This is a genomic window from Pseudoalteromonas sp. BMB, from assembly GCF_001709235.1.
GTDB classification, from domain to species: domain Bacteria; phylum Pseudomonadota; class Gammaproteobacteria; order Enterobacterales; family Alteromonadaceae; genus Pseudoalteromonas; species Pseudoalteromonas maricaloris.
Map to the genome: position 1 here is coordinate 1 of NZ_MBQA01000211.1, position 13,406 is coordinate 13,406.

The 13,406-nt window shown below is 42.9% G+C and carries 14 protein-coding genes and 1 pseudogene; 8 read left to right on the forward strand and 7 right to left on the reverse strand.

Features of this window, described 5'->3' with window-relative positions; translation table 11 throughout:
- A partial coding sequence (locus BB427_RS22235; protein ID WP_254663686.1) for a TRAP transporter substrate-binding protein occupies positions 1–1,145 on the forward strand: 1,145 nt, incomplete at its 5' end.
- Between the two features lie 74 nt (positions 1,146–1,219).
- On the opposite strand, the gene BB427_RS22240 is transcribed toward BB427_RS22235, so the two are convergent.
- Entirely contained in the window at positions 1,220–2,056 is an 837-nt protein-coding gene (locus tag BB427_RS22240) for an SPFH domain-containing protein (RefSeq protein ID WP_069023363.1), read from the reverse strand.
- A gap of 102 nt (positions 2,057–2,158) precedes the next feature.
- Here BB427_RS22240 and BB427_RS22245 point away from each other — a divergent pair, with 102 nt between their 5' ends.
- Together BB427_RS22245 and BB427_RS22250 are read left to right on the forward strand one after the other, a co-directional pair.
- Positions 2,159–2,572: a GNAT family N-acetyltransferase gene (locus tag BB427_RS22245; protein ID WP_069023348.1), complete on the forward strand. Its 414-nt coding sequence runs from the start codon at positions 2,159–2,161 to the stop codon at positions 2,570–2,572.
- 230 nt (positions 2,573–2,802) lie between these two features.
- Positions 2,803–3,051, forward strand: a complete 249-nt coding sequence (locus tag BB427_RS22250) for a DUF3297 family protein (protein ID WP_010370670.1) — start codon at positions 2,803–2,805, stop codon at positions 3,049–3,051.
- Positions 3,052–3,124: 73 nt separating this feature from the next.
- Here the strand turns inward: BB427_RS22250 and BB427_RS24560 are convergent, their stop codons facing one another.
- From BB427_RS24560 to BB427_RS22270, 5 genes are all read right to left on the reverse strand, one after another.
- Positions 3,125–3,295, reverse strand: a complete 171-nt coding sequence (locus BB427_RS24560; RefSeq protein ID WP_010370673.1) for a hypothetical protein — start codon at positions 3,293–3,295, stop codon at positions 3,125–3,127.
- A gap of 396 nt (positions 3,296–3,691) precedes the next feature.
- Positions 3,692–4,321, reverse strand: a complete 630-nt coding sequence (locus BB427_RS22255; protein ID WP_069023350.1) for an SDR family oxidoreductase — start codon at positions 4,319–4,321, stop codon at positions 3,692–3,694.
- 168 nt (positions 4,322–4,489) lie between these two features.
- On the reverse strand, positions 4,490–5,878 hold the full coding sequence (dbpA, locus tag BB427_RS22260) for an ATP-dependent RNA helicase DbpA (protein ID WP_069023351.1): 1,389 nt from the start codon (positions 5,876–5,878) through the stop codon (positions 4,490–4,492).
- Positions 5,879–5,977: 99 nt separating this feature from the next.
- Positions 5,978–6,787, reverse strand: a complete 810-nt coding sequence (locus BB427_RS22265) for a fascin domain-containing protein (RefSeq protein ID WP_010370681.1) — start codon at positions 6,785–6,787, stop codon at positions 5,978–5,980.
- Between the two features lie 95 nt (positions 6,788–6,882).
- Entirely contained in the window at positions 6,883–8,304 is a 1,422-nt protein-coding gene (locus BB427_RS22270) for a DEAD/DEAH box helicase (RefSeq protein ID WP_069023353.1), read from the reverse strand.
- Between the two features lie 266 nt (positions 8,305–8,570).
- On the opposite strand from BB427_RS22270, the gene BB427_RS22275 reads away from it, so the two are divergent.
- From BB427_RS22275 to BB427_RS22295, 5 genes are all read left to right on the forward strand, one after another.
- Positions 8,571–9,581: a catalase family peroxidase gene (locus BB427_RS22275; protein ID WP_069023354.1), complete on the forward strand. Its 1,011-nt coding sequence runs from the start codon at positions 8,571–8,573 to the stop codon at positions 9,579–9,581.
- The gene (locus BB427_RS22280) at positions 9,574–10,101 is read left to right on the forward strand and encodes a cytochrome b (protein WP_069023356.1); all 528 of its coding nucleotides are present in this window, start codon (positions 9,574–9,576) and stop codon (positions 10,099–10,101) included. Before BB427_RS22275 ends, BB427_RS22280 begins: the two co-directional genes overlap by 8 nt.
- Before the next feature lie 500 nt (positions 10,102–10,601).
- Entirely contained in the window at positions 10,602–11,621 is a 1,020-nt protein-coding gene (locus BB427_RS22285; protein WP_039492118.1) for a hypothetical protein, read from the forward strand.
- A 67-nt stretch (positions 11,622–11,688) separates the two neighbouring features.
- Positions 11,689–12,153: a hypothetical protein gene (locus tag BB427_RS22290; protein ID WP_069023358.1), complete on the forward strand. Its 465-nt coding sequence runs from the start codon at positions 11,689–11,691 to the stop codon at positions 12,151–12,153.
- A 36-nt stretch (positions 12,154–12,189) separates the two neighbouring features.
- Positions 12,190–12,690 carry a hypothetical protein gene (locus BB427_RS22295; RefSeq protein ID WP_069023359.1) on the forward strand — a complete coding sequence of 167 codons (501 nt, stop codon included), beginning with the start codon at positions 12,190–12,192 and terminating at the stop codon, positions 12,688–12,690.
- Positions 12,691–13,038: 348 nt separating this feature from the next.
- Here BB427_RS22295 and BB427_RS22300 read toward each other — a convergent pair.
- Positions 13,039–13,406 (reverse strand): annotated as a pseudogene (locus BB427_RS22300) (transposase); the annotation flags it as partial.

Sequence of the window (13,406 nt, forward strand, 5' to 3'; positions counted from 1 at the left end):
TTTCTTATGCGCAGCTCAGGTTAGGTAGTACTCCCATGTCCAAGAGTAGACGTCAATTTCTTGAAGCTTCACTAGCGGCATGTTTGAGTGCTTCATTTCCGGTTAGCCAAGTACTTGCACTAAATTTATTCTCAGAAGATGAACGAGAACAAGAAATGGCTAAGCGCAGTGCTGCCCTCCATATTTTAAGATTAGCTTCCCCATACCCTGCGGATCAAAGTGACTTTATCCCGCACATGCATCAAGTGTTTAAGGAGAATGTTGAGTCTATGACTCGTGGTAAAATCTATGTTGATATTCACCATAGTGGCTCGCTTGGAAGTGGCCGCGAGTTAATGGCGGCAGTGACTCGTGGATATGTGGAGGTCGCACTTATCTCTATGTCAAACCTGTCTCGGGCGTTACCTGTGCTAGATATCCTTAATATCCCATTTTGGGCGAGCTCAAATCGCGCGTTTCTCAATCTAATTTGTTCGCCACAGTGGCAGTCACTTGTTATTAAGCCTATTAGTGAACAAGGAAAACTGAATATCTTAATGCATCATCTCGTTGGAGGTCGCACCCTAACAAGCACAAAACAGTTCAACCGCTTGATTAATTTGCCTGAAAAGCTCAAAGGAGTAGTGCTAAGAGTACCTGCTTCCAAGGTTTTGAGTCATTTTTACAGTATGACGTCGGCAAATGTTATTGATGTGCCTTGGGCACAAGTGGCCAAAATGGCAAGAAAAAAACATATAGAGGTTATTGACCCTAGCGTTGTTGGCTTGTTTGCAGGTCCTGATCTGCTAAAAAACGAGATAGGGCAGATAGCTTTACTCGAAAGTGTCCCCGATGCTTGGGTGACCGTCGCAAATCAGCATTGGTTAGATGGTTTGCCGCTGCGCTTAAAAGGGGAAATCGAGGACGCGGGTAAGCAAACATTTCATACCCATATTGCGCAGATAGAGCAACTGCAAAAGCGCTGTGAGCGCGAGCTCATGGCCTTGGGCGCAAAGCTGCACCCTTTAAGTGTGGACGAAAAGCGTGAATGGCAATTAAGGTTTGGTCACCACAATGCACAGTGGAATAAGGTAAAGCGAGAGCTTCTCGGCAGTACTCGCGCATTTCAACAGCTGGTAAATGCAACAGAAAAAGAGTTTATTTAATAACCTAGGTTGAGAGCAACAACAGGCCTTCTCGCTATTGTTACTCCCAACTCAAACGAATTATTGGTACTTTGTTATCGACTCTCTTTAACCAGTGGAATGCCGTTGGTGCCAACCGGAATATAAACCGTTGTATGGTTGGGAGATTCTGCCATTTTTAGCTGCGCATTTATCGCTTCATGTTGTAAGTAGTTTGCAGTAAGTGTGGCGTTGATGATCTTTTGCGCTTCAGCGATACCTTTTGCTTCTTCAATCCGAATTTCAGCATCTTTTTTAGCAATGGCCTTTTGAGTCTCTTTTTCTGCTAGCAGCTGTTGCGCAGCGAGTTTCTTTTCTACAGCATTGGCTACAATATCTGGATAATTAATGTTACCGATCACCACTTGTTTGATATCAAATGGCGCTGACTGTAGGTAGCCTTTTAAGCGCTTTGTTACGATTTCAGCAATTTGTTCGCGTTTGCTTTTTAATGCGCCACTATCGTATTGTTGGACTTCGTCGCGAACATAGGTTCTGAAAGTTTCGCGAACAAAACGCTGATACCAATTCTCTGCACCATAATTTTCAACGACATCTTTTACTGTGTCTGGCTTAATTGCAATGACTGCATGAAAATCAAAACTGATGTTCAAGTCATCTTTGGCTAAGATCTCAAAGCGTTCTGTATAAGTGTTTGGGCGCATATCGATATTGACGACTTGATTTCTGAGCGGGGAAAAACCATAGTTGCTCGGACCTACTAAGCTACCTTGGTAACCACCAGAACCAAAAAATCTCGGTTGCTCAAAAACATAGCCTTCATGTCCTGCGGGTGTGCTTGGATTTGTGCAAGATGTGATGGAAAAAAGTAACACAATGCCAATCACGATAATAGATACAATTGAGCTTCCAATGCTAGATTTTGATTTCATCATAGATGATTCCTTTATAGGTATTTTGTTGGCTATGATAGGTGACAATACTAAAACGAACAACAATTACCTTAGTTCAACGACATCAACCGGAGCACAGTAGTGAAAATATCCGTAGTAGAAAATCCTGAGCAACAATTTGTCGATTTTTTAAGTAGTAAAATTAGCGAGTTTAACTGGGCGAATTGGGAGGTCACGGAGCGCCTTCCATTGGCGGTTGAAGTAAAGGGTGAGTCTGGAGAGGTTGTTGCAGGTGCAGCCGCGCGTACTTTTGGTAACTGGTTGTTGCTCGATACTTTGTGGGTTTCTGAGACACTTAGAGGTCAAAATATCGGCTCACAGATACTAGAAAGCCTAGAAGCGGCAGCCAAACAAAGAGGGTGCGTGAAATGCTTACTCGATACCTTAAATTTTCAGGCAATGCCGTTTTATGAAAAGCATGGCTACGAGATTCAATGGATCCAAGAGCATTACCCTAAAGATGGCTGTAAGTATTTTATGGTAAAGGTGTTATAACAAGCTTTCTGTGGAGAGAGTGGTTGAGTGGGGATAATCCTGGCCGCCGATACGTGGGTGAATGTGCCAAGGCATTTTTAAGTAATGATGTTAGCTAAACTTCAGAGACCTCATAGTGCTCTTAAATCGATACAGTTTTTAATTCAATTGCGAATATAGGACGCTCAGCTATTGAGCGCACGCACGGGATTACCTACAATACAGCATGCTTAAATAATTGAAGAAAAACGATGACAGATTCAACTGAAAAACCAGCACTACCAGATAGACTTTCAATCAACCCTCGCAGCCCACATTATGCTAAAGAAGTGCTAGAACACCATATTGGCATCCGTTTTAACGGAAAAGAGCGCACTGATGTTGAAGAATACTGCATCAGCGAAGGCTGGATTAAGGTAGCATCACCAAAGGCACTAGACCGTCGTGGTCAGCCTTTGCTACTGAAGTCAAAAGGGACTGTTGAAGCTTACTACTGCTAAGCTTAACAACCTAAAATACAAAAATGCCGGACTTTATCCGGCATTTTTTTACATCAATTATATTATCACTCAATTAATGTGCTGAAGTTAACCAGCTCAGAAATTGACGTGCTTCGCCGCCATTGGCGAATTGTGTGATCTTACGGCCTGTGCCGTCAGCAAAGATCACTTTAGATTTGTTCACCGAAATTGAGCGAATTGGTTGCTCAACACGGATCTCTGTTCCGTTATATGTATATGACATAATAAAACTCACTTTTATAATGCACAGCAAATTAGCTGATGCTTTTGATAGTAGATGAGCTTCATTACAGTTTAGCGAACAGAAGACACTGTCCTCGCAACGACCCGAGACGGGTATGACAGCTTATACCAATTTTCTTAATTGGCTTGATTTCGCCTGACTATATTAAGCTCTACTTGTATTTTTTATGCGGACTTACTGGATCAAGGCAAGGAGGCATTACTTGAGGTTTGCTTTATTTTGAGAGGAAGTTAAAGCAAGAGAGGGATAATATAGAATTGCATTTTTTAAAGCAAGCTTTTTATGTCGATGTAGCGGTAAATATTCTCAACACTTAGCCAAATAAAGCACCTAAGTTTGCCCCGAGGCGTTAAACCCCGAGACATAGTTACTCTATTAGCACAGCGTTTGTTCGACTGACTGCTTGCCGTTAAATAGCTCAAACGTTAGATTCTGAGGATGTTGAGTGGCAAGGTAAACTAGCGCGTCTGCGACATTCTCTCGACTTATTACGGCATCTTCTCTATTTGTAGGGCGTGAAGTGGAGAATCCCCCAGTTGCAGGCTCATTTTGCAACGCACCTGGTCGGACGATGGTGTAGTTTACAATACTTTTTTGTAGGTGTTGGTCAGCCATGTGTTTGGCTACCAAGTACGGTTTGATTTCACTTTCAATGTTATCAGGATCGTCGGCGCCAATAGAGCTGACCATAATAAAATGCTTAACGTTTGCTTTCACAGCATAGTTAATGGCTTTAATGGCGGCCCACAAATCAATAAGTAGGGTTTTATCCGCTCCAGTCTCTCCACCAGAACCTGCACTAAATATTACCTGCTCGACGTTGTCAAAGGCTGAGCTAAAATCGCCTTCAAGGTCTTGCTCAATGATAATAAGTTGCTCAGACTGAATATCAGCTAGCTTGCTTTTATTGCGCACTAACGCCACGACGTCATGGCCTTGTTCCAGCATTTTCTTTGTCGTCATTTTTCCAATTTGACCACTGGCACCAATGATTAAGGTCTTCATAGATAAACTCCTTTAAAGTGTTTGCTTAACTAAGACCTTGGGGGTCATGGTGCAGATTTAAACCCCAGTGGTGGAAATAGGTTATAAATAGGCAAGTAATTGCTTGGATAATCTAAAGTCGTGGTGGTCAGGGAAAGTCGACCACCATAGAGAGGGGGGAGTGACCTGTTACTTTGTTACTTTGCGAGCTCTAAAGTTACGGCCTTTCATTTTCCCTTCTGAGATTGTTTTAAGCGCCACGTTGGCAATACTGCGCTCAACCGCAACGTATGATGACATCGCAGTGACCTTGATTTTGCCGATTTGATCACCTTTTAACGCTTGATTTGAGGTCAGTGCACCTAAGATATCACCCGGTCTTAATTTTGCTTTCTTACCGCCGTCGATTTGAATGGTTACCATCGGCGCTCGGTTAATTTTGTTATTTAACACTTGGTCGCTTGGCAGAGTATTGGGCTCAATTGTCTTGCCTAAATAGTCTTCGAGGGCATTTACTTTATGTGATTCTTTATAACTCATTAAAGAGCATGCCACGCCTTTATTACCTGCACGTCCGGTTCTGCCAACGCGGTGAACATGCACTTCTGGGTCATGGGCGATATGATAGTTGATCACCATATCTACGTGATCGACGTCGATACCCCGGGCGGCGACATCCGTTGCCAATAAAATGGTGACGCTCTTATTCGCAAAACGAACCAATGTGCGGTCACGGTCTTTTTGTTCTAAGTCACCGTGAAGTGCAGCCGCATCAAAACCTAGGCTATATAGGCTGTCGCATACGTTCTGGCATTCTGCCTTGGTGTTGCAGAAGATAACCGCTGAGTTTGGTTGAAATTGCATTAACAGCTTTTGTACCGCAGGCAATCTCGCATCGTTATTGTCGACTTCGTAAAAGTACTGTTCAATTGAGCTATCGTCATGGGTTGCTTCAACCGTGACTTTGGTTGCATCTTTCATGATGTGCTGCGCGAGCTGCTCTATTTTTGGTGGGTAAGTTGCACTAAATAACAGGTTTTGGCGTGCTGTAGGGCAGTGATCTATGATGCACTGTAGTGACTCTTCAAAACCCATCTCCAACATGCGATCCGCTTCATCCAGTACAAAGGTATTCACTTCATCTAGCGACAAACGGCCTTTGCGCAGGTGCTCTTCAATACGCCCTGGCGTGCCCACAATGATGTGCGCACCGTGTTCAAGAGAGCCAATTTGTGGACCCATAGGCGCGCCACCGCACAGCGCTAACACTTTGATGTTATGAACAGCACGGGCAAGCTTGCGAATTTCAACTGCAACCTGATCGGCAAGCTCTCTAGTTGGGCATACCACAAGCGCCTGCACACGAAAGCGTTTCACGTTTAAATTATGCAATAGTCCTAAAGAGAAAGCGGCGGTTTTACCTGAGCCTGTTTTACCTTGGCCAATGACATCTTTACCCGCCAAGATAAGCGGTAAGGTTTGTGCTTGAATGTCAGTCATGGTGTGATACCCCAATGACGCGAGGTTATCGAGTAAGGCGCTGGAAAGTGAGGTACTTGAAAAAAGTGGCTGAGTCAAAGTCGCTGTCTCTGTAGTTCTAAAACCGCAATTATAACATGGCTCGAACGGATAGCGCGTGTAAGGCCGTGATAAAATTTTTTACCACGGCCAAGTGCGTTAAAAAATAATCTTAAACATTTCCCATGAACAGGGATAAGTGGCATTACAGCCTATGACGGTAGGATGCACATTGGCTCCCGCGCCACCATTACCTGCGGCTTGGATATAGTGACCATTGATTGACTTAAGCGCCACTTTATCGCCATTTTGGATCAATGCGCCAGGGTTATTCGGCAGCTCAATCGTGAAGGTTTCCCAAATAGAAGCCACCGTTCGATTAGCATTTAACTCAGCGCCCCCACCTTGCTCTGCAACAAAGTAATAGCCAGTGGCTGTTTGAATGTGAATGGTGTCGCCATCAAACAGGTTACCGCCGTTGACATCGATAAGATTAAACCGCTCCCAAGGGCCAATCGCAATACGATTGGCGTTTACTGTATTACCGCCATTGTTTTCTGCAACGAAGTAATATTGTCCGCCCGTTTCAAACGACACATTAGTAAAAATCGTCGGGCCACATGGGGCTGTAGTGAAGGTTAAGTCTTCCCCTTGAATGGTGGTGCGAGGTGGCTTTGGATCTCCTCGAAAACGGAAATGATATTCGCTGCCGCACTCTAAGTTCGCTATTTGTGCGCTAACCGGGCCATTCACACCAGCCGGTGTTGCGAGTACGCTGTAGCCATAGTTAGTGGTTGGGCCATAATCAAACGTTTCTCCACTTAAACCAATAGTAGAGGCGGAATAGCCGTTTAATTGAGCGGAGGTTTCTGTGATATTGCTCGCAGCTTGGGTCACATATTGCGTACCAGCGTGCGCTAAAAATGTACTACCAAACAATGTGAACAGTATCAATTTCAAGATATTCATTGTCTAGCTCCTTTGACGAAAAAAGGCTGTTACGATTAACAGCCTTTTTAGCTTAGGAGAAGGTGTTGCAAATGCTATTACACCTGCTTACACCATTAATTGCCAGAAGTTGGCTTCTGACGTGGTGTACGTTTTTCTCCAGCGTGTTGGCTCTTTGGCTTGTTTGCAGACGATGATGGGCGACGTCTACGGTTGCCATTGTTGTTACCAGCAGGTTTACCGTTGCCACTTGGCTTATTGTTGCGAGGACCTGAATTTTGCTTAGGTTTGTTTTTAGGCTGAGCAGAAGGTGCTTGCTCAGCGTCTGCCGCCTTTGGCTTTTTCGGTTTCTTTGGTTTTTTCGGCTTGATTGGGCGCGTATCTAATTTTGACTCAGGTACTGCAAGTTGCGGTTCAAACCCTGGTTCCACTTTACGCGGCACCAACTGTTGAATTAATCGCTCAATGCCAAATAAGTCGCTTGCGGTCTCTTGGGTAACAAACGAGATAGCTTCACCTGTCGCACCTGCGCGGCCAGTTCTGCCGATACGGTGAACATAATCTTCGTAAACATTTGGCAGGTCAAAGTTCACGACATGAGGCAACTCTTGAATATCCAAGCCCCTTGCCACAATATCAGTGGCAACAAGTACACGTACTTCACCATTTTTAAAGCCAGCAAGGGCTTTCATGCGAGCGCTCTGGCTTTTATTACCATGGATTGCTGCGGCATTGATCTTGTCTTTTTCTAGATCCTTAACCAAGCGGTTGGCACCGTGTTTTGTGCGGGTGAATACCAACACTTGTTGCCAATCATGCGTTTGCACTAAATGCTTGAGTAAGCTCGTACGTTTACTTTTGTCTACCGGGTATACCCATTGAGTCACGCTTTTTGCTGTGCTGTTTGCTGGTGCCACAGAAATCTCTACTGGATCATGAATTAGCCCTTTTGCCAATGCTCTAATCTCTTCAGAGAAAGTGGCAGAGAACATCAAGTTTTGTCTGCGGCTTGGCAATACTTTGATGATGCGCTTGATATCGTGAATAAAGCCCATGTCTAGCATACGGTCGGCTTCATCCAATACCAGTACTTCAAGGTCATCAAATTTGACAGCATTCTGCTGGTAAAGGTCTAGTAATCGCCCAGGTGTTGCCACTAAAACATCAATGCCTTTACGCAGCTTCATCATTTGCGGATTGATCTTCACACCGCCGTAAACAACTTCAGAGCTGATAGGCAGGTGTTTACTGTAAAGCGCAACACTTTGCCATACTTGGTCAGCAAGCTCTCTGGTCGGCGTTAGAATTAACGCGCGTACATTGTTCGCACGAGGCTTAGTACCAGCAATCAGCTTTTGCAACAAAGGTAATGTAAAGCCCGCTGTTTTACCTGTTCCCGTTTGCGCCGCAGCCATCACGTCTCTGCCTTCTAAAATAGCAGGAATGGCTTGCTCTTGAATCGGAGTTGGTTTGTCGTAACCTTGTTCGACAACGGCTTGATTTATTTCTGGGGCTAAACCTAGGTGGCTAAAGCTCATGATTTTGTACTCTGTATTGGGCGGCGGGCAAGAGTACAGTATTTACTCCGCTTAAGCAATTTCGCCGTGTTGTTAAATAGCCTCAAGTTAAATAACGATAGGCGGGTAGATAACAAAGCATAGCGTAAACATCAGGATTACAATCAAAATAAATGAAAGGAAACGTTCGTACTGCAGGTCTATTGATGGCATTAGTTATTCACGACCAGTTTGCGCTGTATATAAGTCACTAATTCGGCAAACTGGCTTAACTTAGGAGCCGTTTTGTGAAATACACATCTGTATCCTTGTTAGAAAAGGGGTTTTATTTTGCGAGTCTTGCTGTTGCGTTGTTACTTTCACCATTAACACAAGCGCAAACCGAGCAAGTCACCGCCCAGCAATTTGTCGATTTGCAACAAGGGCAAAACCACTTCCCTGGGTTTCGTAGAGCACATGCAAAAGGGATTTGTGTGTCAGGAGAATTTAAATCGAATGGACGGCTATCTCAGTACTCAAACGTAACAGTTTTTAAAGCCGGTACGCATCCATTTATTGGCCGATTGTCCATTGCTGGAAATAATCCGCACGCTGCTGAGTTGACTGCACCGGTAAGGAGTTTCGCGCTGAGCTTCGTAACCGGTGTTGAGCGTTGGAATATTGCGATGAATACGCCTCCAGTGATGGCGGTAACGAATCCGCATGATTTTTATCAGCAAATTGTTGCTCTGAAGCAGGGCAACGAGGCAGTAAAAGACTTTTTTGCTAAGCACCCAGAGAGTGCGGATTTTTTGGCATGGAAAGCGAGTTACACGCCAAGCCCGAGCTTTGCCCTTGAGACTTATCATAGTATTAATGCGTTTTATTTGGTTGATGAAAAAGCGCAGCGTCAGGCTATTCGCTGGAAAATGCTGCCATTAGATGAAGAAAGTAAAAATCCTTACACTGGCAAAGACGCGCTACAGCAAGAATTTGCAACTCGATTAGAGAAAGGAGCTGTACGCTTCAATTGGCAGTTTATATTTGCCAAGCAAGAAGATGATGAAAATAATCCAGCCAAACTTTGGCCCAGTAACCGCGCGAAGGTAGATGCAGGAGAGATCTTCATAACGCATTGGCAACCGCAACTATCGGGTAACTGCCATGCGCTCAATTTTGATCCCTTGATATTACCTAGCGGTGTTATAGCAACCGAAGATCCAATTCTAAGAGCGCGTTCTGCTGCCTATGCAGAGTCCTATCGCCGTAGGGCTAAGGAGCAATTGATGGGCGCACTTGAGGAGACAGCGAATGATTGATCAAACAACACGATTTAATCTCGCGATGAGAATGCTTCACTGGTCTATGGCATTACTTATCTTTGCCATGATTTTTGCAGGACTTGCGATGGTACGTGCGCTTGAGCCTTGGCAGCTTACCTTACTTGGGCTACATAAATCATTTGGTGTGCTGGCACTTTTGCTATTTTTATTGCGCTTTCTTATTAGAATAAAGTCATCGACACCTAGCTTGCCATCTGGGATGTCGACAATACAGGTCAAACTGGCCAAATTCAGCCACTGGCTGCTTTACGCATTGATGTTAATCATACCGACTAGCGGCCTGTTGATGCAGTATTATGCAGCGCGACCAATAGTGGTGTTCGACTTTTTCACCATTCCAGCCGCAATGGTGCCTTACATCGAATACTTTGCTGTATTTCGCGAAGGACATGGTTTTGCTGTATTGCTACTGATTGCAGTACTTGCAGTTCATATTGGAGCGGCGCTTCACCATCACTTTATAAGAAAAGATGGCGTGCTAAAAAGCATGTTGTAATCAACAAAGAGTCATTGTAAGTAAAAACAGTTAAATTACCGCGCCCTAACACTCTAGTGTCATATTGGTGTCGAAATAGCCCATGTTGCACTCGGCTTGTTTAATGGCGGGATAGCTTTGCTCCATCGCAGCCCTTAGCAAGTTTTTATAATCGCTTCTTATGATACTGCTAACCAAACGAGTTACGCCAAAGTCTAGAAGCACAAAATAAATAACGAGATGTAAAAACTCTCGAATATCTCGTATGTGCCATTTAAATTTAGCGTTTTTAATACGTTAGCTAGGTGTGATTTGTTCTTAGCGAGCCAATTGATGGCTTGGATAATTCACTGCTCGCTAGTTGCAGGCGATTTGCATGTTGAAATGACAATGTTTGACTGGTAAGTTACTAAAAATACTAAATAAAGTTAGCTTGAATGTTGTTGTTTTTGACTTGTGGATAAGTGAGATATTCAAGAATTCACGCTAATGAGCTGTTAGGTACTCAAAGGAATGCAGAGATGCTCTACAAAATAGAAGAACAAGCCGAAGCTTTTGAAAAGTTAGAGCCTGTAGAGTTCAAAGACTTTTCTAGTTTTGGAAAACTTGAGAAAGATCTAGAAAACTTAATTGCAAATAGCATCTTAGATGTGTTGTTTGAAGATGCTAGATTGATGCCTGTGTTTCAGGAAAGACAATGGCAAGCGGAAGCTGATATATATGCACTTAATGAAAATGGTGAATTAGTTATATTTGAATTAAAGCGTGCATCAGTTGGGAAAGATGCCGTCCATCAAGCACTAAGATATGCGCAAGATGCTGGTCAATGGAGCTACCAAAAGTTAGAACAAAAGTTCAAAGAATATAGCAAAAGCGAAATGTCACTAGTTGAAGCTCACAGAGAGGCTTTTAGTCTTGAGCATGAATTAGATCCAAAAGAAATAAATAATAAACAACACCTATTAGTTATCGGTAGTGCAGCTGATGAATCATTAGTATCTTCCGTCGATTACTGGAAGAAAAATGGTATATCTATTGATTTCCTACCATATCGAGTTTACGAAATCGCTGGAGAAAAGTACTTTGAATTCTTTGCGCTTCCATATGATAAGCACAAGAATCCAAGTGATGTAAAAGGTGTATTATTTGATACAAATCGTAGTTGGGATGAGAATTCTATTTGGTCGATGATGGATAATAGTCGTCTTGAGGCATATGGTGATGCGAAGAGGTTTGTTCACTATGTTCATGTAGGAGATATTGTTTTCTTTTCGCACAAATGGTGCGGCTTAATCGCTGCCGCAAAAGTAAAAGGTGAAGTTAAAGCTCCTGACAGTGAAACTTTGTATCGAGATGTAGAGTTTTTGACTCCTATTCCGAACCGGAAAGATAACAAATTGTTGGCTATGCCTTTTTCAGCAGTTAGCTCAAAAACAGGTAAAAGCTTCTTTTGGGCTAGAACTATAAAGGTCCCTTATCTGACAAAAAATGAAGCACTTGAGTTAGTCGAGGAGCTTAACAATTACTTGCATCGCACATAATAAGTCAAGGCTGCCGGACCGCTTCGCTGCCGCAGCTTGACGCGTTAGGCATACAAAAGAGAATGATATGCAAAAACTAAGCTTTGCATTAATGTTGATAGCTGTATCGTTTTCAAGTGTAGCTGGGAACGAATTTACACCTGAACAATTAATTGAAAAAGGTAAGGCGTTTGTCCAAGCTAAAAATGCGCGCCAGCAACCGAGTAGTAAGATTGAGGATATTGAAAACGATTTATCTTTGTTGTCAGACAGCTTTATTGATGAACACGTTAAATACAATTTCACTTATACCGATAAATCTAAACTCCGGCAAGATATGGTCGGAAAGCTCAAAGACGAAGTTATTAGTAGCAGCATCACTATCAATGAGGTTATGACTGGCTCAAATGTCATTTTTATCAAAATGACGGAGTCTGGTAAAGTCAAGCCAGCGCGTCTAGACAAAATCATTGAATATAATAAAACTAACATTGTCTCATTGGAATTCGATAAATCCGGTTTAATTAAGCGTATACGAAGGCATCATGGTTAAAAGTGTGCCTTTGAGCAAGGCATTGGTTAGGAAGTTATGCGTAAGTTTTTAAATGTGAGTAAACAACGCCAAAAGGCGTTAGAGAAACAATTTCCAAATCTTATAGATTTAGCTCAAGTTAACGAAATGAAAGGGTACACTTACTTAGCTATCTCTATTTTTGACCATTTGCTAACGCGAGATGAATCAATAGAGTTATGGGGTGGTCTTGATACAAACGAGATCATAAGAAGAGCTTCTAAGTTTGAAACCTTCAATCAGTTATTATCAGAACAAACAGAAATTTTAACTTTTCGGTTTCGTGGACTAAGAGGCGACAAACCTAAGTTTAAATCATTCCTATCACAGCAAGTGCAATCTTCGTATTTGAGACAAACTGATATAGGGATGTATCAAGTTGTTCTCCCTGAATTAAATGCGGTTTACTTTGAAGGTTATGACGACACAAATGTGATTTATTTACAAGATCCCAGTGTTAGACCCATTATTGAGTCATGTGCCGAGAAAGTTGGCTTACATTGTCTGGAACATTGGTAATCTAATCAGAGATTATAGCGTCAACGAAATTGTAAGAGTCGTTTAAAGCTGTGAATACATTTTAATCATTGGGAGTCAAAAGTGCCCATACAAGGGGCTTTTGGCGCTTGCCACATGATAGATCGAATAGATGATCGAATAGATGACATCCACTACTATTTGCACCAACGCTGGAAAATACAGGTTAAAAAGTATAAAAATACTTCAATCACTGGGTACAAAAACGTTTTTCGATAGGCCAATTCTTGTCGCCTAAGCATATCTCTACACCAAAACCGTGTTATCGCGCACGACAACACGCTGTAAATACAACAGTAAGAAATTCTAGAGTTGATAGTGTGTGTCTGGCTAAGCCAACAAGCGCTCACAGTTTGTTAGGTTCGTACGTCGTCGTTTTTGTAGTGTTTCGCAGTAAGCGGTTATTGTTCTCTCTCGACCAACGGCACCGTGAAATACCCGAGAAAACTGCGTGGTGAGTTTTATCCAGTTTCCAGGCTCTATATTGAGTCGAGTAAGAATGGGTTGAGACTCAAAGATATAGCCTCGCTTGTCGGCGCTAATACATTGGCCTGTGAGTTCAATCAATTCAATATAGGACTTGAGCTCAAAGGGCAGTCCTTTTGGCATATGTTTTCGTGGGCTGCCAGCAAAGCGTAATAGACTTTTTGGTTGTTTGCCCAGCTTAGCGTGGTCGGTGCGTTTTTTGATGCTGGTGT